Source organism: Sulfuricaulis sp. (assembly GCF_040901545.1).
Classification (GTDB): Bacteria; Pseudomonadota; Gammaproteobacteria; order Acidiferrobacterales; family Sulfurifustaceae; genus Sulfuricaulis.
This window is the reverse complement of record NZ_JBBDYL010000045.1, coordinates 66469-88134: the sequence shown is the minus strand read 5'-3', so window position 1 is coordinate 88134 and position 21666 is coordinate 66469. Positions and strand designations below refer to the sequence as shown.

Sequence of the window (21666 nt, the reverse complement as noted above, 5' to 3'; positions counted from 1 at the left end):
CCTTTTTACGATTTCGTGCCCCGTCAGGTATCCCCACCGCTTTCCGGCTCATCCGTCTCCCGCGCCCAGTACAGCCGGTTCGGCAGCTGCTGGCCCATGCCCGGGCGGAATCCATGCTTGAGCGTTCCCCACGTGTACTGCAGCGATTCGGAGACTGCATTGACGGGGTCGAGCCCGTGGGCGAGCGAGGCGGCGCAGGCCGAGGCCAGCGTGCAGCCCGAGCCGTGATAACTCCCGGGCAGGCGCTCGAAAACATAAGTCTCAAGGAGGCGCATGCTGTGATATAGCCGGTGAATGACTTGCGGCGAATTTTCATGCGTGCCGGTGATGAGCACGTAATCGCTTCCAAGCGACAGCAATTCCTGCGCGCAGGCATCGAGCGTGTCGCCACCGGGCGCGAGCGCGCGCGCCTCCAGGCTGTTGGGCGTGATCAAAGTGGCCTGTGGAATGATCAGGCTGCGCAATGCACCCGCAAGCATGTCGTCGGCCAGGACATCGCCGCGTCCCGAGCGCAGGATCGGGTCGACGATGAGGGGGATATCCGGATAATCCTCGACGACGCCGGCGACCACGGTGGCGATGGCACTGCTGCCCAGCATGCCCACTTTGAAGGCCGCGACGGGCATGTCTTCCAGCACGGCGCGCGCCTGCGCGATCACGAGCTCGGTTTCCACGTAATTGAATTGCTTGATGCCGATGGTGTCCTGAGCGGTAACCACGGTGACCACGATCGCGGGATGACAACCGAGGCTTGCGAGCGTCAGGGCATCGGCGGTTGCGCCGGCGCCTCCGGTGGGGTCGCTGCCGGCAAATACCAGAACGGTCGGCGGCGGGGACGGTTTCATGGCCGTTGCGCGGCATCGAGCACGAGTGATCTCAGCGCTTCGATAAATCGGGGATGGTTGTTCAACGCCGGCACCACCCGGTAGTGTTCGATGCCCCGCGACCGCGCCAGTTCGGCGTAGGTGATGCCCAGCTCAAAGAGCGTTTCAACATGATCCGACACAAACGCGATCGGATACACCAGCATCTGTTTTACCCCGGCGGCGGCCTTTTCCCGAACGACATCATCCGTGTAAGGCCGCAGCCACTCGAGCGGGCCAACCCGGCTTTGATAGCACAAAGTGGTGTGCAGCCAGCCGAGCCGCGCGCACACCGCGTCATACGTGGCGCGGACTTGCTGTTCGTACGGGTCGCCCTCGGCCACGATTTTTTTCGGCAACCCGTGCGCGGAAAACAGCAATTCAAAATGCGCCGGATCGGGATCAGGTAATTTATTTGCTTCGGCACGCACGGTTTCGACAATGGCATTTTGATAATCGGGCTGTTCGTACCACTGCCGGATCAACGTGACGGATGGTTGGTAATCTTGCCGGCGGCACTGGCGCATGAATTCGTTATAGGAACTTCCGCTGGTGGTGCGCGAGTACTGCGGATACAGCGGCACCAGAATCACCCGGGGATAATTTCTTTGCTTGAGTTTGCTCACCACTTCGTCGGTGAGCGGATGCCAATAACGCATGCACACGTGCACGTCGAACTCGCCGCCGATGGCCCGCTGCAACGCTTCCGCTTGCGCGCGCGTATATTCGAGGATCGGCGATTTGCCCCCGATGGCGGCGTAGCCGTGGGCGGCCTCAGGCGCCCGCCGCCAGGCAATCAGCGCGGCCAGGGGACGCTGGGTGAGAGATCCGAGCGGAAAACGAAAGATATCCGGATCGGAAAACAGGTTAAACAGAAACGGGCGTACCGCATCGAGTGAATCCGGTCCGCCGAGATTGCACAGCACCACCGCCGTTTGCTCGAACATCGAAGAATTTTACTCCCGCCCCGGTGGTTTCACCATGAACGTGAAAATGCGATCATTGGTGCATCCCGTATATTTTCTGCTGAACTTGAGGGACGGAATGAAGTCCTACATGTGTGTTATTTGCGGTTTCGTGTACGAAGAGGAAAAGGGCCGTCCGGAAGACGGAATTCCGCCGGGCACGTCCTGGGAGGACGTGCCGGAAAACTGGAAGTGCCCCGATTGCGGCGCTTCCAAGTCTGATTTTGAAATGATCGAGATTTGAATGGCGGGTTTGTCGACTGCCCGGTTTTGACCGTTAGCGGTGTGCAGCCAAGACCGGAGGCGTGGGTTACAATCCGCGTGCCGGTAATCCTCAATTTCAGCAAACGGATAACAAAGGCAGGGATACTTGATTACCGTCGTATGGATCCTGTTGGCCGTGCTCACGGTCTGGATACTGGCCGCCCTGCGCGTGCCGGGTCTTGTCTGGGCCACCGCGCTCGTGGCGGGCATTGCCGGGTGGGATTATCTCGTTTCTCCTGCCACACCCTTGTGGCTCACCGCCTGGATCCTGGTTGCGGTCATCGTCCTGCCGCTGGCGGTGGCACCCTGGCGTCGGGCGCTGTTCAGCGCCCCCCTTTTGCGTGTGTTCCGCAGAATCATGCCGGTGATGTCCGATACCGAACGCGAGGCGCTCGAAGCCGGCACCGTGTGGTGGGAGGGGGAACTGTTCAGCGGCCATCCGCGCTGGAAAAAACTGTTCGGTTTGCCGGCCCCGACACTCTCGTCCGAGGAGCAGGCCTTCCTCGACGGACCGGTCGAGAAATTGTGCGCCATGCTCGATGACTGGGGCATCACCCACGAACAACGCGATCTGTCGCCGGAGACCTGGCGCTTCATCAAGGAGCACGGTTTCTTCGGCATGATCATCCCGAAGCAATACGGCGGCCTGGAATTTTCCGCCCAGGCCCATTCCGCCGTGGTCATGAAAATCGCGAGCCGCTCGATCACCGCGGCGGTTACCGTGATGGTGCCCAATTCGCTCGGCCCGGCGGAACTGTTGCTGCACTACGGCACCGACGAACAAAAGCGTCACTATCTCCCGCGGCTTGCGCGCGGCGAGGAGGTTCCGTGTTTCGCGCTCACGAATCCCGAAGCCGGGAGCGACGCGAGCGCCATACCCGATCGCGGAGAAATGTGCCGCGGCGAATTCCAGGGGAAAAAAGATGTGCTCGGCATCCGACTGAACTGGGAGAAGCGTTACATTACCCTCGGGCCCGTGGCCACGGTGTTGGGCCTCGCCTTCCGGCTGTTCGATCCGGAGCATCTGCTGGGCGAGGATGTGGACCGCGGCATCACGCTGGCGCTCATTCCCGCGAACACCCCCGGGGTCAAGATCGGCACGCGCCACAATCCGCTCAACATTCCGTTCCAGAACGGACCCAACTGGGGTGAAGATGTTTTTATTCCGCTCGACTGGGTGATCGGCGGCCGTGAGCGCGTCGGCCAGGGCTGGCGCATGCTGATGGAATCGCTCGCCGCCGGACGCTCGATTTCGCTTCCGGCGCTGTCCTGCGGCGCGGGCAAGCTTGCCTGTCGCGCCACCGGCGCCTATGCGCGCATCCGCCAGCAATTCCGGCTGCCCATCGGCAAATTCGAGGCCGTGGAAGAAGCGCTGGCGCGCATCGCCGGTTATACCTATATGATGGACGCGGCGCGCACGCTCACCGCGCGGGCCGTGGATCTGGGTGAAAAACCCTCGGTGGCTTCGGCCATCGTCAAATACCAGCTCACCGAACACATGCGTCGCGTCGTCAACGACGCCATGGACATCCAGGGCGGCTCCGGCATCTGTCTCGGGCCGCGCAATTTCATGGGGCGCGTTTACCAGGCGCTGCCCATCAGCATCACGGTCGAGGGCGCCAATCTGCTCACGCGCGCGCTCATCATCTACGGCCAGGGGGCGATCCGCTGTCATCCGTACGTGTTGCAGGAGATGAGAGCCGTCGCCGAAAAGGACGAGACGTGCGCCGTGAAACTTTTTGATGTAGCCCTATTCGGTCATATCCGTTTTACGCTCAGCAATGCCGCGCGTGCCTTCTGGTACGGCGTCAGCGGCGCGCGCGGAGTGCGCCCGCCGGCAGGCCGTTTTGCCCGACATTACGTCCGGCGGCTCACGCGCCTTGCTACCGCATTTGCCCTGTTATCCGATGTCGCGATGCTGAAGCTCGGCGGCGCGCTCAAGCGCCGGGAAAAAATTTCCGGCCGCTTCGCCGATGTGCTGAGTTACATGTATCTTGCCTCGGCGGTGGTCAAACGATTTGAAGACGACGGGCGTCCGGTGGAGGATATGCCGGTCGCACGCTTCGCTTGCGACTATTGTCTGCACGAGGCCGAGAAGACACTGGTGGTGATACTCAAGAATTTTCCCGGCCGCTTTTTATCCTGGCTCGCGGGCGGCATCGTGTTCCCCGCCGGCCGGCTGTATCACGTACCGGGCGATTCCGTCGACGCGGCCTGCGCCAAATTGCTGATGGAACCGTCCGCGGCCCGCGACCGCCTGACTCGAGGCATGTATGTTTCCCGGACGACAACCGATGCCATCGGTAGGCTGGAAGATGCCTTGGGCAAGGTCATTGCGGCCGAAACACTGGAACGCCGGCTGGTCAAACTGGTTGATGACCAACCGATCTTGCACGGCGATCATGAAGCCCAGGTCAATACCGCGCTGGATCAGAAGGCTCTGAGTATGCCCGAGGCGGAACTGGTGCGTGCGGCGTATGCGGCCCGGCGCGCCGTCATCGCCGTGGACGATTTTCCTTCGGGCCAAATTTGAATGTGTCGGCTCCGGCCGATACCACAAGCGGAGAACAAATGATGACAGAGAAAAAAGTTTTTATTGTGGATGGCGCCCGCACGCCATTTCTCAAGGCGCGCACGGAACCCGGGCCCTTCTCGGCTTCCGATCTCGCGGTCGCCTGCGGCAAACGACTTCTCATGCGCCAGCCGTTTCCGGCTTCGGCGCTCGACGAGGTGATCGTGGGTTGCGTCATTCCCGCCGCGGACGAGACCAATATTGCCCGGCTGGTGGCGTTGCGTCTGGGTTGCGGCAAACACGTGCCGGCGTACACGGTGCAACGCAATTGCGCCTCGGGTTTGCAGGCCGTGGCCTCGGCGGCGGAACAAATTACGCTCGGGCGCGCCCACCTGGTGCTGGCCGGCGGAACCGAAGCCATGAGCCGCGCGCCGATCCAGTGGAACACGGCGATGGTTGGCTGGCTGGGAAAGATGCTGCGCTCCCGGAATCCGCTCGATCGCCTGCGGACGCTGGCCGGTTTCCGTCCCTCGAACCTGAAACCGGTTTACTCCCTGCTGCTCGGTCTGACCGACCCGCTGGTGAAGCTTTCGATGGGACAGACCGCCGAAGTGCTGGCGCACCGGTTTGGCATCTCGCGCGAGAGCCAGGACGTCTATGCGTTGCAGAGTCACCGGCGCCTGGCGGCGGCCTTCGATGCCGGGAATATGCAGTCCGAAGTGGAAACGCTTTATGAAACCAACGAGCGTTATTATTCCGAGGACACCGGTTTGCGCCGCGACACCGACCTGGAGCAACTGGCAAAGCTCAATCCGGTGTTCGACAGAAAGTACGGTTTGGTAACCTCCGGCAACAGCTCACAAATCACGGACGGTGCGGCCGTGCTGTTACTGGCGAGCGATGAGGCCGTGCAGCGGCATGCACTACCCGTGATCGGCGAATGGGTGGACCACGAATGGGCCGGGGTGGATCCTTCCCAGATGGGACTGGGACCGGTCCATGCCTGCGCGCGACTGCTCACGCGCCGGCAACTGAAAATGAAAGACCTGCAGCAGCTGGAACTCAATGAAGCCTTTGCCGCGCAGGTGCTGGCCTGTCAGGCGGCCTGGGACAGCGCGCACTATGCGCGCGAAGAACTCAAGCTGGACGCGCCGCTCGGCGCGATGGAACCGGAACGGCTCAATCCGGAAGGCGGCGCGATCGCCAACGGCCATCCCGTGGGCGCGAGCGGGGCACGTCTGGTGCTGCATCTGCTGCGTGCGCTGAATCGCCAGGGCGGCGGCCAGGGAGTGGCGACCTTGTGCATCGGCGGCGGCCAGGGCGGCGCGATGTTGTTGCGCGCCGCGGGAGCGAATGCATGACCCACCAACACTGGCGTCTCGATTATTTCTCTGATTTGGCGATGCTCACGCTCGATGTCGCGGGCCAGTCGGCCAACGTCCTGTCGCAGGAAGTGCTGAATGAACTCGGTCATATATTGAGTGAAATCGACACCAAGCCGCTCCAGGGCGTCATCATCCGCTCCGGCAAGACCAATGGATTCATCGCCGGCGCCGATGTGCGCGAATTTGTGGCCATCAATGACACCGCGCGGGCCGCCGAACTGGCGCAACTGGGCCAACATGTCTTCTCGCTGATTGCCGGACTGCCCTTTCCCTCGGTCGCCGTAATCCACGGGTTTTGCCTCGGCGGCGGCCTGGAGCTTGCCCTGGCCTGCACCTATCGCATTGCGCGCGAGGATAGCGTGACGCGCCTGGGGCTTCCCGAGGTTCGTTTGGGCATCCATCCCGGTTTCGCCGGGACGGTGCGCCTGCCACCGTTGGTGGGCGAACTGCCCGCGCTCGATCTGATGCTCACCGGCCGCACGGTGTCCGCGCGCGACGCCCGCCGCTTGGGACTCATCGATGAAATCGCGCCCGAGCGGCATTTGCAGCACGCCGCCGAGTCGCTGCTGAAACGGCATGCACCCCGCCACCGGGCACCGTGGTATCACCGGCTGCCGGGCTGGAAGCCGCTGCGGCCATTAATTGTGCGGCTGCTGACCCCGCGCGTGCGCCGCAAGGCGCATCCGGACCAATATCCGGCACCGTGGAGAATTCTCGAGCTGTGGCGCAACCGCGCCACGGAAGAACAGGAAGCGCAATCGCTGGGCGAATTGCTGGTCTCGCGCACCAGCCGCAATCTGGTCCACGTGTTTCTGCTGGGCGAGGAGCTCAAGCGCCGCGGCAAGGCGCGGCCGCACGGTATCGAGCACGTGCACGTGATCGGCGCCGGTGTCATGGGCGCGGATATCGCCATCTGGGCGGCGCGCCAGGGTTTTCGTGTCAGCCTGCAGGACCAGAACGCCGAGATACTCGCGCGCGCGGTGAAAAAGGCCCATGCCTTTTTCAAATCCAAACTCCGGGATCCGCGCGCGGTACAGGAGGCGATGGACCGGTTCATTCCGGATCTGGACGGTCAGGGCCTGGCACGCGCCGATCTCGTGATCGAGGCGATCGTGGAAAAAATCGAACCCAAGCGCGAACTCTTTCACGGGGTGGAACAAAAAGTCCGGCCGCAAACCTTGCTGGCGACCAATACCTCGAGCATCCCGCTGGAAGTCATCGGTCAGGCGCTGAAGGATCCTTCACGCCTGGTGGGGCTGCACTTTTTCAACCCCGTGGCGAAGATGCAGCTCGTGGAGATCGTGCGCGGCGCGCAGACGGCCGAACCGGCGCTGGAACGCGCCCGCGCCTTTACCGGCGCCATCGAGCGCTTGCCGCTCGATGTCAAGAGCAGCCCGGGGTTTCTTGTCAACCGCATTCTCATGCCGTACCTGATCGAGGCCGTTAAACTGGTGGAAGAAGGCGTGAATATCGTCACGATCGATCGCGCGGCCACGGAATTCGGCATGCCCATGGGACCGATCGCGCTCGCGGACACGGTCGGGCTCGATATCTGTCTGTCGGTGGCGCAGGAGCTGTCGGAACCGCTGCACATGGATGTGCCGGAAAATTTGCGTCGGCTCGTGGCCGAGGGCCATCTTGGGCGCAAGTCGGGGCGCGGATTTTATGCTTACGATTCACGCGGCCGGCGGCAGCAATCAGGCCCCGACAAGGCACCGGCGTCGGAGGTTCCCGTCACCGAGCGGCTCATCCTGCGTTTGCTGAACGAGGCCATGGCTTGTTTGCGTGAAGGGGTGGTCACCGATGCCGATGCCGTGGATGCGGGGATGGTTTACGGTACCGGCTTTGCGCCGTTTCTGGGTGGGCCGGTCAGGTACATAGAAAGCCTGGGTGAAACCGGGATCAGCCACAGCCTTGCGCGCCTGGCGCAAGAGTACGGCGCCCGTTTTGCGCCCGATCCGGGCTGGTCGCAGCCGGACCTGTTGGCACGGCGCCCGCAGCCGCCGAATTAATCATGTTGGATCAGGATTTTTGCAATCTCTCCGATCTCCTCTGGTTCCGGCTGCAGGCGACGCCTGCGGCACCCGCTTATCTTCAGTATGACGGCCGCCAATGGGTGGAGACGACCTGGGCGGATATCGGGCGTGGAGTCGCGCGCTGGCAAATGGCGCTGGCGCGGGAACATCTCAAACCGGGAGACCGCGTGGCGCTGTGCCTGCGAAATAGCGTGGAGTGGGTGCTGTTCGACCAGGCGGCGCTGATCCTCGGGCTCGTCACCGTGCCGTTGTATTTCGACGACCGCCCCGACAACATGGCCTGGTGTCTGAACGATTCCGGCGCGCGTCTGCTGTTCTTGGAGGACGCCAGCCGGTGGCCGGAACTGCGGGCACGGGTGAAAACCGTCGAACGTGTGGTTTGCCTGCACGGCGAATCCGATTCGGAAGCGAAACTGGTTTCGTTGGCGCGGTGGCTTCCTGCCGAAGTCCAATCGGAGCTGACGCGCGCTACGTCAAAATCAGGCGTTCTCGCCACCATCGTCTATACCTCCGGCACCACGGGCCGACCCAAGGGCGTTATGCTCTCGCAGCAAAATATTCTCAGTAATGTGATCGCGTCCATGCATGCGATCCCAATACATACCCACGATAGGTTGCTGTCGTTTCTTCCGCTGTCGCACATGTTCGAACGCACCTGCGGTTACTACTCCGCCATCTGGGCCGGGGCACAAACGGTGTACGCGCGCTCGATCAGCGGGCTCGCGGACGACATTCGCGAACAGCAGCCGATGGTTCTTATCAGCGTGCCCCGCATATTCGAGCGTATCTATTCGAAAATGCAGGAATCCATGGCTGAAGGTTCGTTCAAGCGACGCCTGTTCGAGTCCGCCGTGGATGTCGGCTGGCGGCGCTTTCGGGGCGAAGCCTCCGCGCGCGACCGCTGGATCTGGCCGCTGCTCGATTTTCTGGTGGCGCGCAAACTAAGACGGAGCTTCGGTGGCCGGATCCGTCTCGTTATCGTGGGCGGTGCCGCCTTCGCCCCGCATCTCGCGCGCGTTTTTCTCGGGCTGGGATTGCCGATCATTCAAGGTTACGGCCTGACGGAAACTTCCCCCGTGCTGGCCGCCAACCGTGCCGGCGATAACGATCCGGCCACGGTGGGACGGGCACTGGAAGGGGTCGAATTGCGTTGCGACGAGACCGGCGAATTGCTGGCCCGCGGTCCCAATCTCATGCAGGGTTACTGGAATAATCCGGCGGCCACGTCTGAAATCCTCGACCGTGACGGTTGGCTGCACACCGGCGATCTGGCGACCGTCCATGGGGGACGCGTGACCATCACCGGTCGGGTAAAAGACGTCATCGTGTTGTCCAACGGCGAAAAGGTTCCGCCGGCCGACGCGGAGAACGCCATTCTGCGTGATACGGCGTTCGAGCAGGTGCTGTTGCTCGGGGAGGGGCGCGCGAAACTCGGCTTGCTGGCGGTAAGCAAAATCACCGACAAGGCGGAATTATGCATGCGTGCCAACGCCCAATTACATGATTTTCCAGGCTATGCGCGCATACACCATGTCGCCAATGTCACGGAACCCTGGACCGTTGAAAATGGGTTGCTGACACCCACCCTTAAACCCAAACGCCGGGAAATCGAAATTCGTTATGAAACGGAAATCGCGGCGATGTATGCCGTAAGCAACATCTGTCGGCCCAGCGACTAGAACCTATCTCAAAAATGGTAGGGTGCGCCCTGCGCACCGATCCACGGTTTAAATGCAGCCATGGGTGCGTGGGACGCACCCTACGTGAACCGAAACAGGGTATTTTGAGATAGGTTCTAGAAAAGATTAGCTTTTCAAACGACGACGCTAATCGTACATGCCGGTCCGCGCCTTCCCCCAAAACACGCGATAGGAAAACGCGCTGTAGGCGATGATCAGGGGCACGACCACCAGTACGCCCACCAGGATCACCTTGAGCGCCGACGGGTGTGACGCCGCCTCCCAGATGGTGAGCCGGTCAATAACCACGTAGGGGAACAGGCTGTAGGCAAGCCCGATGAAGGCGATGGTGAAAATCGCCACGCTTCCGGCAAACGGCAGCCACTCGACGCGGGTGGCGCCGCGCGCAAGCCGGCGCAATGAAATCCAGACGGTGATGCCGATTGCCAGACACATGCCCGGCAGCAACATGAGCGCCAGCGTGCGCGGAAAGTCGAACCATTTCAGGCGCACGGTTTCGCTGACGATCGGTGTCGCGAGGCTCACCATCATGACCCCGAGCGCGACCCAGAGCAATCCCCACTCGGCCCACGCAATGGATTTTTTCTGCAACGCACCTTCCGTCTTCAAGACCAGCCAGGTCGCGCCCATCAGCACGTAACCGCCGCACAGTCCGGCGCCGACGATCACGGAAAACAGGAAATAGCCGAAACCGGATTCGAATCCGGTGATGTAACGCGCGAGCATCACGCCCTGCGCGAACGAAGCCAGGAACGATCCGAACCAGAACAGCCAGTTCCATAGTTCGCGGTGCCATCCCTGTGCCTTGACGCGGAATTCAAACGCCACGCCGCGGAACATGAGCCCGATCAGCATCGCAACCACGGGCAAATAGAGCGCACCGAGGATGATCCCGTGCGCGTGCGGGAAGGCGACCAGCAGTATCCCCACGCCGAGGACGAGCCAGGTTTCGTTCGCATCCCAGAACGGGCCGATCGAGGCGACCATTAATTCCTGTTCTCCCTCGTCGGCCGCGGGCATGAGCATGCCAACACCGAGGTCGTAACCGTCGAGCACGACGTAGGCCAGCGTAGCCAATCCCATCAGCAATGCGAATATCAGCGGAAGATCGATGTTCAAGGCAGAACTCCTTGCGCGGTCTGTTTGTCGGTTCCCGCGCCAGCCAGATGCGTCAGTACGACGATGTAGGCGATGAGCATGATGCCGTAAGTGATCAGGTAACCCGTGAGGCTGGCCCCGAGTTGCGCCTCCGAAACCTCGCCCGCCGCCTCGGCCGTGCGCAGCACACCGGTGACGAGCCAGGGCTGGCGCCCGATTTCGGTGACGAGCCAACCGGCCAGCGTGGCGATCCAGCCGGAAAAGGTGGCGCCCGCGAAAATCCATAACACCCAGGGCGGTGTTGAACCGATACGCAGTCGCCAGGCGCCGAACCACGCCAGCAGCCACATCAATACGCCCATGCCGACCATGACACGGAAGGCAAAGAACACCGGTGCCACGGGGGGAGTGTCCGGTGCAAAAAAATCGATGCCTTTCAACTCGGCATTCATTTCATGTTTGAGTACCAGGCTCGCACCCTGGGGGATTTGCACGGCGTAATCGTTTGTTCTGCTCTGAGGATTCGGGATGGCGAAGAGCACGAGCGGCGCGCCGCGCTCCGTTTTCCACAGCGCTTCCATCGCGGCGATCTTGGCCGGTTGGTGAGTAAGCGTGTTCAGGCCGTGCAGATCTCCGGCCAGGATCTGCAACGGTGCCAGCACCGCCGCGACCAGTATGCCCGTGCGCAGGGTCCGCTCCGCCGCCAGGTCCTCGGACACCTTGAGCAGCCGCCAGGCCGGCAACCAGGAACGCGGCGGTGAGTCCGGAGGCCAGCAGCATGTGCGTGAATCGATAGGGGAACGAGGGATTGAAAATCACCGCCCACCAGTCACCGGCAATCAGTTGGCCATCGGCCATGACGTGCCCCGTCGGCGTTTGCATCCACGAATTGAGCGCCAGGATCCAGAATGCCGATATCGTCGTTCCGACCGCGACCAGCACCGTGGCGGTGAGGTGCATCCATCCCGGAACACGATTCATGCCGAACAGCATCACGCCGAGAAACGTGGCCTCGAGAAAAAACGCGGTCAATACTTCATATGCGAGCAGCGGCCCGGCGATATTCCCAACCGTGTTCATGTAACCGGGCCAGTTGGTGCCGAACTGGAACGACATTACGATGCCCGACACCACGCCCATGGCAAACGAGAGCGCAAAAATCTTGGTCCAGAGTTTGTAGGTCGCGAGCCATTCCGGTTCGCCGGTGCGGGCGTATTGCACGCGAAACCAGACCAGTATCCACCCGAGCGCGATGGTGATGGTGGGGAACAGAATATGAAAGCCGATGTTCAGCCCGAATTGAATGCGGGCGATATCGATGGCGTCGAGCGCGTCCATGGCCCTCCCGGCTTGCCGTTCTTCCCAAGGCCGGACATTTTAACCGGAATTATTCGTTGCCTGCGACAAGTGACGCGCGCCACGTGGCCGGTTCCCCACGCGCCAGCAAAAACACGCTCTCATCGCCGGTTTCCGAGGTCAGCCAGGTAAACGGGATCGAAGGAAATTTCATCCGCAGTGTCTCGGCGCTGTTACCGACCTCGGCAACCAGTACCCCGGCGGGATTCAAATGGGCCGGGGCCTCGGACAGGATGCGCCTTACGGCATCCAAACCTTCGGGGCCGGCGTCAAGTGCCAAGGCCGGTTCATGGCGGTATTCACCAGGGAGGGACTGCATTTCGGCATGCGCGACATAGGGAGGGTTGGTGACGATCAGATCGTAACGCGACCCCGGCAGACCGTCGAACAGATCCGACTGGATCAGTTGCACGCGGTCTCGCATGCCGTGGTTTTCCACGTTCAGGCGCGCAACATCCAGGGCATCGCCCGAAATGTCGGCGGCCTCCACGCGGGCGTCGGGAAAGGCGTACGCCAGTGCAATCGCCATGCAGCCGCTCCCGGTACACAAATCGAGGATGCGATGCACCCAAGAGGGCTCGATCCAGGGATGAAATCGCGCCGTGATATATTCGCCCGTGAGCGATCGCGGCACGATCACACGCTCGTCGACGTAAAATTTAAGACCGGCAAACCACGCTTCCTGCAGCAGGTAAGCCAACGGCTTGCGCGTGGAAATGCGCAATTCCGTGAGCGTATTGACGGCCGCCTGCTGGTCCGGGCACAGTTCGTCCTTGAGGTGGGATTCCAACTCTTGCGGTAACAGCTTGAGCGCGCTGCCGACCAGCCATGCGGCTTCGTCCCGAGGGTTATCGGTACCGTGGCCGAAATGAATGTACGCACGGTTGAGTCGCTGTGCGACCCGGCGTATGACTTCCCGTACGGTACGGGGTTTAGACGCATCGGCCATAAAATATTTGTCGCATCCGGATCCGTTGCGATGACCACACCGGACCGGAGCGACTCCGGATTACGGTGTATCGCTAACCAAGAAGATCTTTTACGCCAGCGCGCTCCTCGCGCAGCTCCTTGTCGGTGATATCCATGCGCTGGCGGCTGAAGTCATCGATCGAAAGCCCCTGGACAATCTGATATTCCCCGTTCCGGCAGGTGACGGGATAGGAATACATCACGCCTTCCTTGATGCCGTAACTGCCGTCCGCGGGTACCGCCATGCTGACCCAGTCGCCCTCGGGGGTGCCGGCAAACCAGTCGTGCACATGGTCGATGACGGCCGACGCCGCCGAGGCGGCCGAGGAAGCGCCGCGCGCCTTGATGACGGCCGCGCCGCGTTGCTGCACTGTCGGAATGAATTTCTCCTCGAGCCACTGCTGATCGACGAGCGACTTGGCGGGCTGGCCATCGACCTGGCAGTGGTTGATGTCCGGATACTGCGTGGCCGAATGATTGCCCCAGATGATCATGCGCCGGATCGCGGTTACGGATTTTCCGGTTTTCCCGGCGAGTTGCCCGCGCGCACGGTTGTGATCGAGCCGGGTCATGGCGGTGAAATTTTTGCGTGGCAGGCCCGGGGCATTGCGGCTTGCGATGAGCGCATTGGTATTGGCCGGATTCCCGACCACCAGGACTTTAATGCCACGCTCCGCCACTTCATTCAGGGCACGGCCCTGGGCAGAAAATATCTGCGCGTTGGCGAGCAACAGGTCCTTGCGTTCCATGCCGGGGCCGCGCGGCCGCGCGCCGCCCACCAACGCGACCTGGCAATCGCGAAACGCGACCTTGGGATCGTCCGTGGCGACGACCCGGTTGAGCGTGGCAAAGGCGCAATCGTTGAGCTCCATCACCACGCCCTGCAACGCCGGAACGGACTGCGGTATCTCAAGCAGCTGCAGGTTTACGGGCTGATCCGCACCCAGCATCTGGCCGGAGGCCACGCGAAACGCGAGTGCATAACCGATTTGTCCGGCGGCGCCGGTGATGGCGATGTTGATGGCTTTTTTCATGACAGGCCTCTCGGAGAACTTTAAATATCGGGAAGCTCGGGAGTATACCCGATTGAAGTTCACGACGAATGCAGGCGTATGCTTAGGAAGCGCGCGCCACGCCCGATTCGATGGCGGCGCGGACCACGGCGGGCGGAACCGTCTCCAGCAACCGTGGGTCAAGGAGTTTGGGAATGATATATCCGCTACCGAATTCCAAGTGATTTTCGCCAAAGGCGCGCAAGACCTCGGCCGGCACCGGCTCATGGGCGAGTTGCGACAGGGCCCGGATTGCGCTGACCAGCATGGCCTGGGTGAAACCGGACGCGCGCGCATCGAGTGCCCCACGAAAAAGGTAAGGAAATCCGAGCGCATTATTCACTTGGTTGGGAAAATCCGAGCGTCCGGTGGCCATGATCAAATCCCGGCGCACCGCGTGCACGATCTCGGGATAAATCTCGGGCACGGGATTCGCCAGCGCGAAGATCACCGGGCGCGGCGCCATGGACGCGATCATGTCCGGGGTGACGAGCTGGGGCCCCGACAATCCGATGAAGGCGTCAGCCTCGCGCATGGCCTCTGTGAGCGTGCGCGCGGAAGTGACGCGCGCGAAGCGTTGTTTGTAGGTACCCAGGTCATTGCGCCCCGTGTGGATCACGCCTTTGCTGTCAACCATGAGTATGTTTTCTACGGTGATGCCCATCAATGACAACAGCGGCAGCGTGGCCTGGGCGGCGGCCCCGGCGCCGAGGATCACGATACGTACGTCGGCGAGCTTTTTGTTCTGCAGTTCAAAGGCATTCAGCAGGGCCGCACAGATGATTACCGCGGTACCGTGCTGATCGTCGTGCAACACGGGTATATTCAGACGTGTGCGCAGGACCTCCTCGATGTGAAAGCAGTCCGGGGCGGCGATGTCCTCGAGATTGATGGCGCCGAAAGTGGGCGAGATGGCCGCCACGGTTTCGATGAATATCTCTTTCGTGGCCGCCTCGATTTCGATGTCAAACACGTCGATATTCGCCAGGCGCTTGAACAGCACGGCCTTGCCTTCCATGACCGGTTTGCTGGCGAGTGCGCCGGTATTGCCCAATCCCAGCACCGCGGTGCCGTTGCTGATCACGGCGACCAGGTTTCCCTTGTTGGTGTACAGATATGCCGCCTCGGGGTCCTGCTTGATCGCCCGCACCGGCTCGGCCACGCCGGGGGTGTAAGCCAGCGAAAGGTCGGATTGTGTCTCGCAGGGTTTCGTCGGCACCACGGAAATTTTTCCCGGGACCGGTTTCGCATGGTAATCAAACGCGGCCTGTGTCAAATCTTTTTTCATGTGGTTGTCTATTGGATAATCTTGATGAATTCGCCCGGTTGGAGTTCACCGTCCGGATACTTGTCGTTGATCAGGCGCAGCAACGATTCACTGTAATTCGTTAGCGGTGATTTTTTTGCCAAACTGGCGAAGGTATCGCCCGGGCGCGCGCGCACGACCTGCATACGCATTCCTTCCGCCGATTTTTTTTCCTTGTCGGTCAGCGGACGCAGGCTGCGGACCGCGGACAGAAACAGCGGATCCGTCGCCGCAAAAGCACCCGCGTCTTTGGTTGCGCCTTGGAAAAGGAAACGCCTGTTGTTGAAGTATAGTGTGGCCACGCGGGTCCGGCGTCTGCCGAATGCCGGCGAGGCCGACGCGATCCCGGTGTAGGACGGCATAGAAACACCTTCGACCGGGCCGGCCTGATCCAGTGCGATGAAGTTCATCCGCAAATTAAGAAAATCGTTCGGCGGGAGTTCTTTCGTTGATTCCTCCGCCTGCACGATGAGAATGGCCGTTTTGTCGGGACTGCCCGCGCGGATGGCTTGCGGGGTGTTCTCGAGCTGCCAGCCCGCGGGAAAGTCCAGCGCAAAATTAATGTCCCGGTGATAAAAACTGTTTCCATAGCGCACGCCCTCCTTGGCGTTGTCGCCATACACCAGGTCATCGACCCGATTCAGATATTCATCGCGTGCAATCGTGGGGATCGCTCCGGTTTTGAATTTGTCCGCCTCCGCGACGACTTTCTGCAGGCGCTGGTCTGCACTGGGATGGCTCGCAAACACACCGTGATAGATGCGCGGCGCCCGTTTTTCAGCCGCGGCGCGCTGCTTCTCGAATTCCTCCTGATTCTTGAGAATACCGATCACCTGAATAATGGCTTGCGGGTCATAACCCGCGCGCGCGAGGTATTCCGCACCGAGACGGTCGGATTCGAGTTCGTGGTCGCGGCCATAACCGGAGAGGAACGCGTTGCCGAGCACGTTGAACAAATCCTGCGTGCCGCGAACGCCGGTCACGGCACCGATGATCGCACCCACCGTGCCGGTCGCCATGGCGGCCGTGTACTGCCGCACGGAGTGGCGCGCGGTTACGTGCCCGATCTCGTGCCCCAGCACCGCGGCGAGTTCCGCCTCGGAATTGATGTAGGCGAGAATCCCCCGGGTGATGTAGATGTAGCCGCCCGGGAGCGCAAACGCGTTTACCTCCGGGCTGTCGAGTACGGTAAATTGATAGGCAAGACCGGGCCGGTGACTTTGCGCCGCCAGTTTTTTACCCATGCGCTGAACATAGGCCTGCAGTTCGGGATTGTCGTAGACACCGTATTGATGCCGAACTTTGACGTCGTTGGTCCGGCCGAGCTCGATTTCCTTCGCTTCGGTCATGAACACCACTTCCGGTGAACCGCTCACCGGATTGGTGGCGCAACCGTTGATCTGACTGGCCGTGAAGACGGTTATCAACAGGAGGATCAGGCTATGGCGCAGGGAAAGCTGAAGCATATTCTTACTCCCCCCATGTTAGCATGGCCGGATGCGATACACGCATGTGCAGCCGCCCCTTGGATTCCGTGAGCCAACCGCGCGCGATGATTTTGCGACCCACCAGGTCTGACGGGTTGCCCGGAAAGTTGTTTTTCCAGTCCTCCCCGGATACGAGCAGGCTCACCTTCGGGTTGAGCTCGAAATAAATTACATTGTGCCGCTGTGTCCGCCGATGCACGGTGCCCTCGATGAATCGAAAGCCCGTACTTTTACTGTTGAGACGGGCCGCGGGGGTGGGTGCGTAGGCGGGGACTCCCCAGACACCGCGGCGTGCGGCACGTGCCGCTTTTTCCGCTTCGAGATTTTCCGAAAGTTTTTCCAGGTTCGGCGAAACGGCCACCGCCCAGACCAGACCCTCGCGCAGCAGGACTTGTTCCACCCGTACTCCGTCCGGCAGTTCCAGATGCGCGAGCCAGCGGCCGTGACGGTCCTCGCGTTCCCGCTCAAATGCAAGTTTCACGCGTCGACCCTCTACCAGCGCGGCGAGTCTGGCGCGCGCCTTCGCCGCGAACGGCTGGCTCGGCACCCCGTCTCTCCCCCGTTCCGGGGCGTTGATACCGATCAGGCGGACATGTTTTCCGTTGGACAAAACAACGGTATCTCCGTCAATGACGTATCGGACCACTTCGGTCGCGGCAGCCGCGCAGGCCACCGCCGTGAACAAGGCCCAAGAAAAGAACGTGAAAACATAATGCCGCCGGCGATGTGATGATGGCTCAGTCTGCACGCGTTTCCACCGGTGGTGATAAGGAGTTGAACTCAGTACGGATTGGATGGCGGCATCGGCCTGGAAAGCCTGAGCAGGAAAAACAAGACTCGATTGGCGAACTGGAATGACGAAAAGGTGCCGTGCATAAGCGCCTTTTGGAGAGTGGTGGCAGCCGCTCCCGGTTATTTTTTCATGCCGTACTTTTGGCGGAATTTTTCCACGCGCCCGCCGGTGTCGACCAGTTTCTGTTTACCGGTATAGAACGGATGGCAAACGGAGCACACTTCCACGTGCAGATCGTGTCCCAGGGTGGAGCGGGTGTCGAAGCTGTTGCCGCAACTACAGGTGACCTTGGTTACCTGGTAGGCGGGATGGATTCCGTCTTTCATGCGATTGATCTCGAAGATTTTCGGCGATTCGTGAACGCCGGATTTCCGGAGGGCGCGTAGTCTAAAGCAATCCCGGGGGCTTGAGCAAGCACCCGTTTAACGCTTCATGGAATCGAAGAATTCCCCGTTGTTCTTGGTGGCGCGCAGTTTTTCCAGCAGAAATTCCGAGGCCTCAAGCTCGTCCATCTGGTGCAAGAGCTTCCGGAGAATCCAGATCTTTTGCAGTTCCTCCGGGACCAGCAACAACTCCTCGCGGCGGGTGCCGGAACGGTTGATGTTGATCGAGGGATAGCTGCGTTTCTCGGCGAGGCGCCGGTCCAGATGGATTTCCATATTGCCGGTGCCCTTGAACTCTTCGTAGATCACGTCGTCCATCTTCGAGCCGGTGTCGATAAGCGCCGTGGCGATGATCGTGAGGCTGCCGCCTTCCTCGATGTTGCGCGCGGCGCCGAAAAATCTTTTCGGCCGTTGCAAGGCATTGGCATCGACGCCGCCCGTTAAAACTTTTCCAGAAGCCGGAACCACCGTGTTGTAGGCGCGCGCCAGGCGCGTGATGGAGTCGAGCAATATGACAACGTCCTTTTTGTGCTCGACCAGTCGCTTGGCCTTCTCAATCACCATCTCGGCGACCTGGACGTGACGCGACGCCGGCTCGTCGAAGGTGGATGAAATCACCTCGCCGCGCACCGAGCGCTGCATTTCAGTGACTTCTTCCGGCCGCTCGTCGATGAGCAGCACGATCAGGAACACATCGGGATGATTGGCAGTGATGGCGTGCGCGATATTTTGCAGCATCACGGTTTTGCCGGCCTTGGGCGGCGAAACCAGCAGACCGCGCTGTCCCCTGCCGATGGGTGCGATCAGGTCGATCACGCGCGCGGTCAGATTTTCGGTCGAGGCATTGTCGCGCTCGAGCCGGAACCGGTCCGTCGGATGCAGCGGCGTCAGGTTTTCGAACAGTACCTTGTTCTTGGATTCGTCTGGATTCTGGAAATTTATTTCGTCGACTTTAAGGAGGGCAAAGTAACGTTCGGATTCCTTCGGGGGGCGGATGTTGCCTTTGACGGTGTCCCCGGTTCGCAAATTGAAGCGGCGTATCTGCGAGGGCGAGACATAAATGTCGTCCGGCCCGGCGAGGTAGGAGGCATCCGCCGATCGCAGAAATCCGAAACCGTCCTGCAGGATTTCAACGACACCTTCGCCGATGATGTCCTCGCCTTTTTTGGCTTGCGCCTTGAGGATCGCGAAGATCAGGTCTTGTTTACGTAATCGTCCGCCGCCTTCGACCTCGAGGGCCGCGGCCATTTCCGCAAGCTCCGTGGCGGGCTTGCGCTTGAGTTCAGAGAGGTTCATAAGTCCAGCATTCATGTGGTTATCACTTCCGGACACATCGGGAGTGCATACGACCCGCCGTTGAAATCCGGGGTAAGAATGAACAGGAAGTTAGTTTATAAAGCAGGAACGTCTTTGGATTTTTTCACTTGCGCCATTCAACCTTAGCATCTGTCTCGGCCCCCGTCCAGTCCACCGGGAGCCCCGGAATATTGTCATAGATTGCCATTGATAAATGCGGTGAGTTGCGACTTGGATACCGCCCCCACCTTGGTGGCCTCGACATTCCCGTTCTTGAACAGCATCAGGGTCGGGATGCCGCGGATGCCGTACTTGGGCGGGGTTTGCGGGTTTTCGTCAATATTAAGCTTGGCGACCTTGAGCTTACCTTTGAACTCCTCGGCGATTTCCTGCAACACCGGTGCGATGATCTTGCACGGACCGCACCACTCCGCCCAATAGTCCACCAGCACCGGCCCATCAGCTCTGAGTACTTCCGTCTCAAAGCTATCATCGCTGATGTTGACAATGCCATGACTCATTTGATTCAAGCCTCCGATTTATAATTGTGGAGAATGGTTTGGCCGGACCGGCTGGCCGCGGGCGGACAAATTAACAGGGTTATAGTTATTAGTTTGAGCAGAAACCCCCTCGGATTGCAAGTTAGCCTGCGTGACGGCCAACAAGTGCTGATGGAAAAGCAAGATGTTATGCTTGACATTCCAGATATTTATGAGTGAACACCACCTTACAGATATATCTTTTACCGGCCTGGATCTGCCCGAGGCATTGGCCCTGGGCGTGCGTGAAACCGGTTTCGAATTTTGCACCCCCATCCAGGCCGAAGCACTGCCGCTGGCGCTGACGGGACAGGATGTTGCCGGGCAGGCGCAGACCGGCACCGGCAAGACCGCGGCGTTCCTGCTCGCGGCCTTTAACCATTTGTTGCGCACACCTGTTGGAGACCGCCGGGCCAACCAGCCGCGCGCCATCATGCTGGCACCGACGCGTGAACTTGCCGTGCAGATTCACAAGGACGCCGAGGTCCTGGGCAAGCACACCGGATTCCGGCTCGGCCTCGTGTTCGGCGGCACCGGCTACGACTCGCAGCGCAAGATGCTGGAGGAAGGCGTGGACGTGCTGATCGGCACGCCCGGCCGTATCATCGATTATTTCAAGCAGCATGTCTTCGATCTGCATGCCGTGCAAGTGATGGTGTTGGATGAAGCCGACCGCATGTTCGATCTCGGCTTCATCAAGGACATCCGCTTCCTCCTGCGGCGCATGCCACCACCGGACAAACGACTGAGCATGCTGTTTTCGGCGACACTTTCCTATCGCGTCACCGAACTCGCCTATGAGCACATGAACAACCCCCAGTTCGTGCGCATTGAGCCGGACAAGCGTACCGTCGACAAGGTGACGCAGGCGCTGTATCACACCGCGGTCGAAGAAAAAATACCGCTGCTCGTCCACTTGCTGCGAGGCAGGGACCCGACCCGCAGCCTCGTGTTTGCCAATACCAAGGATGCCGCGGAAAACATCGCAGCGTGGCTCAAGGGAAACGGGTTAAACGCGGAGGTTCTATCGGGTGACGTGCCCCAGACGCAGCGGTTGCGCATCCTGCACGATTTCATGGAAGGCCGGTTGCCGGTGCTGGTCGCGACCGATGTAGCCGCGCGCGGGCTGCATATCCCGGACGTATCACATGTTTTCAATTTCGATTTGCCGCAGAATGCCGAGGACTATGTCCACCGGATCGGGCGGACCGCGCGCGCGGGCGCGAGCGGCGACGCCGTGAGCTTCGCTTGCGAGCGTTTTGTGTTCTCGCTGCCGGAAATCGAGGACTATCTCGGCCATAAAATACCGGCCGTGTCGATCTCGCCGGAGATGTTGCCCAAGCTCGATCCGCCCGTTAAGCGTGAACATCGCGCGCGACCTGGCATGGAGCGGGGTCGCGGCCGGCGCCCGGAACGACGCCCCGGGGCGTATCCCAAGCGCCGGCACGCGGAACATGAACAACGCGGCGGTCGCGAGACGCGCCGACCCGAATCGGAATCGCGCCCGCCGCGCCATTCCGGAACCCGTCCGGCACCTTCGGCGCCGGCGCCTGTCGAACCGGTGGCCGGTGCAAAACGCCTGGTCAAACCGTCGGTACGCCGGCCCGGAAGCGAGAAACCGGTCATCGGATGAAACCCACTTAACACTACCTGAAGGAGGAA

17 protein-coding genes and 1 pseudogene are annotated in these 21666 nt (G+C 60.9%); 6 read left to right on the top strand and 12 right to left on the bottom strand.

Going from position 1 to position 21666, the window contains the following annotated elements; all coding sequences use genetic code 11:
- Positions 1 to 23: 23 nt before the first annotated feature.
- Together WD823_RS08795 and hemH are read right to left on the bottom strand one after the other, a co-directional pair.
- A complete protein-coding gene (locus tag WD823_RS08795; RefSeq protein WP_368429114.1) occupies positions 24 to 845 on the bottom strand; it encodes a hydroxymethylpyrimidine/phosphomethylpyrimidine kinase in 822 nt (273 codons plus the stop codon).
- Positions 842 to 1810, bottom strand: coding sequence for a ferrochelatase (hemH, locus tag WD823_RS08790; RefSeq protein WP_368429113.1), 969 nt, complete (start codon positions 1808 to 1810; stop codon positions 842 to 844). Before hemH ends, WD823_RS08795 begins: the two co-directional genes overlap by 4 nt.
- 97 nt (positions 1811 to 1907) lie before the next feature.
- Here hemH and WD823_RS08785 point away from each other — a divergent pair, with 97 nt between their 5' ends.
- From WD823_RS08785 to WD823_RS08765, 5 genes are all read left to right on the top strand, one after another.
- Positions 1908 to 2072 carry a rubredoxin gene (locus WD823_RS08785; RefSeq protein WP_368429314.1) on the top strand — a complete coding sequence of 55 codons (165 nt, stop codon included), beginning with the start codon at positions 1908 to 1910 and terminating at the stop codon, positions 2070 to 2072.
- A gap of 126 nt (positions 2073 to 2198) precedes the next feature.
- Positions 2199 to 4625 carry an acyl-CoA dehydrogenase gene (locus WD823_RS08780; protein ID WP_368429112.1) on the top strand — a complete coding sequence of 809 codons (2427 nt, stop codon included), beginning with the start codon at positions 2199 to 2201 and terminating at the stop codon, positions 4623 to 4625.
- Between the two features lie 41 nt (positions 4626 to 4666).
- A complete protein-coding gene (locus WD823_RS08775) occupies positions 4667 to 5965 on the top strand; it encodes an acetyl-CoA C-acetyltransferase (protein WP_368429313.1) in 1299 nt (432 codons plus the stop codon).
- Positions 5962 to 8001: a 3-hydroxyacyl-CoA dehydrogenase NAD-binding domain-containing protein gene (locus WD823_RS08770; protein WP_368429111.1), complete on the top strand. Its 2040-nt coding sequence runs from the start codon at positions 5962 to 5964 to the stop codon at positions 7999 to 8001. Before WD823_RS08775 ends, WD823_RS08770 begins: the two co-directional genes overlap by 4 nt.
- Positions 8002 to 8003: 2 nt before the next feature.
- Complete coding sequence (locus tag WD823_RS08765; protein ID WP_368429110.1) at positions 8004 to 9704, top strand: long-chain fatty acid--CoA ligase; 1701 nt, start codon at positions 8004 to 8006, stop codon at positions 9702 to 9704.
- A 147-nt stretch (positions 9705 to 9851) separates the two neighbouring features.
- On the opposite strand, the gene WD823_RS08760 is transcribed toward WD823_RS08765, so the two are convergent.
- From WD823_RS08760 to trxA, 10 genes and pseudogenes are all read right to left on the bottom strand, one after another.
- On the bottom strand, positions 9852 to 10844 hold the full coding sequence (locus WD823_RS08760) for a cytochrome d ubiquinol oxidase subunit II (protein WP_368429109.1): 993 nt from the start codon (positions 10842 to 10844) through the stop codon (positions 9852 to 9854).
- Positions 10841 to 12161: pseudogene (locus WD823_RS08755) on the bottom strand (cytochrome ubiquinol oxidase subunit I). Before WD823_RS08755 ends, WD823_RS08760 begins: the two are co-directional and overlap by 4 nt.
- A gap of 49 nt (positions 12162 to 12210) precedes the next feature.
- The gene (prmB, locus tag WD823_RS08750; RefSeq protein WP_368429108.1) at positions 12211 to 13128 is read right to left on the bottom strand and encodes a 50S ribosomal protein L3 N(5)-glutamine methyltransferase; all 918 of its coding nucleotides are present in this window, start codon (positions 13126 to 13128) and stop codon (positions 12211 to 12213) included.
- Between the two features lie 73 nt (positions 13129 to 13201).
- Complete coding sequence (locus WD823_RS08745) at positions 13202 to 14182, bottom strand: malate dehydrogenase (RefSeq protein WP_368429107.1); 981 nt, start codon at positions 14180 to 14182, stop codon at positions 13202 to 13204.
- Between the two features lie 82 nt (positions 14183 to 14264).
- Positions 14265 to 15488: a malic enzyme-like NAD(P)-binding protein gene (locus WD823_RS08740; protein ID WP_368429106.1), complete on the bottom strand. Its 1224-nt coding sequence runs from the start codon at positions 15486 to 15488 to the stop codon at positions 14265 to 14267.
- 8 nt (positions 15489 to 15496) lie between these two features.
- The gene (locus tag WD823_RS08735; RefSeq protein WP_368429105.1) at positions 15497 to 16972 is read right to left on the bottom strand and encodes a M48 family metalloprotease; all 1476 of its coding nucleotides are present in this window, start codon (positions 16970 to 16972) and stop codon (positions 15497 to 15499) included.
- A 4-nt stretch (positions 16973 to 16976) separates the two neighbouring features.
- Positions 16977 to 17741 (bottom strand): thermonuclease family protein, encoded by a 765-nt coding sequence (locus tag WD823_RS08730; RefSeq protein ID WP_368429104.1) that lies wholly within the window; start codon positions 17739 to 17741, stop codon positions 16977 to 16979.
- A 164-nt stretch (positions 17742 to 17905) separates the two neighbouring features.
- A complete protein-coding gene (gene rpmE / locus WD823_RS08725; protein ID WP_368429103.1) occupies positions 17906 to 18112 on the bottom strand; it encodes a 50S ribosomal protein L31 in 207 nt (68 codons plus the stop codon).
- Between the two features lie 96 nt (positions 18113 to 18208).
- Positions 18209 to 19465: a transcription termination factor Rho gene (gene rho, locus WD823_RS08720; RefSeq protein WP_368429312.1), complete on the bottom strand. Its 1257-nt coding sequence runs from the start codon at positions 19463 to 19465 to the stop codon at positions 18209 to 18211.
- Between the two features lie 194 nt (positions 19466 to 19659).
- Positions 19660 to 19986, bottom strand: a complete 327-nt coding sequence (gene trxA / locus WD823_RS08715; protein ID WP_368429102.1) for a thioredoxin TrxA — start codon at positions 19984 to 19986, stop codon at positions 19660 to 19662.
- Positions 19987 to 20176: 190 nt separating this feature from the next.
- On the opposite strand from trxA, the gene rhlB reads away from it, so the two are divergent.
- Entirely contained in the window at positions 20177 to 21637 is a 1461-nt protein-coding gene (gene rhlB / locus WD823_RS08710) for an ATP-dependent RNA helicase RhlB (RefSeq protein ID WP_368429101.1), read from the top strand.
- The last annotated feature ends 29 nt before the right edge of the window (positions 21638 to 21666 follow it).

Coding starts and splice junctions, on each gene's coding strand:
- WD823_RS08770 (WP_368429111.1), top strand. CDS start 5,962: ATGACCCACCAACACTGGCGTCTCGATTATTTCTCTGATTTGGCGATG.
- prmB (WP_368429108.1), bottom strand. CDS start 13,128: ATGGCCGATGCGTCTAAACCCCGTACCGTACGGGAAGTCATACGCCGG.
- rpmE (WP_368429103.1), bottom strand. CDS start 18,112: ATGAAAGACGGAATCCATCCCGCCTACCAGGTAACCAAGGTCACCTGT.
- WD823_RS08775 (WP_368429313.1), top strand. CDS start 4,667: ATGACAGAGAAAAAAGTTTTTATTGTGGATGGCGCCCGCACGCCATTT.
- rho (WP_368429312.1), bottom strand. CDS start 19,465: ATGAACCTCTCTGAACTCAAGCGCAAGCCCGCCACGGAGCTTGCGGAA.
- rhlB (WP_368429101.1), top strand. CDS start 20,177: ATGAGTGAACACCACCTTACAGATATATCTTTTACCGGCCTGGATCTG.
- WD823_RS08765 (WP_368429110.1), top strand. CDS start 8,004: ATGTTGGATCAGGATTTTTGCAATCTCTCCGATCTCCTCTGGTTCCGG.
- WD823_RS08740 (WP_368429106.1), bottom strand. CDS start 15,488: ATGAAAAAAGATTTGACACAGGCCGCGTTTGATTACCATGCGAAACCG.
- WD823_RS08745 (WP_368429107.1), bottom strand. CDS start 14,182: ATGAAAAAAGCCATCAACATCGCCATCACCGGCGCCGCCGGACAAATC.
- WD823_RS08735 (WP_368429105.1), bottom strand. CDS start 16,972: ATGCTTCAGCTTTCCCTGCGCCATAGCCTGATCCTCCTGTTGATAACC.
- WD823_RS08795 (WP_368429114.1), bottom strand. CDS start 845: ATGAAACCGTCCCCGCCGCCGACCGTTCTGGTATTTGCCGGCAGCGAC.
- hemH (WP_368429113.1), bottom strand. CDS start 1,810: ATGTTCGAGCAAACGGCGGTGGTGCTGTGCAATCTCGGCGGACCGGAT.
- WD823_RS08785 (WP_368429314.1), top strand. CDS start 1,908: ATGAAGTCCTACATGTGTGTTATTTGCGGTTTCGTGTACGAAGAGGAA.
- trxA (WP_368429102.1), bottom strand. CDS start 19,986: ATGAGTCATGGCATTGTCAACATCAGCGATGATAGCTTTGAGACGGAA.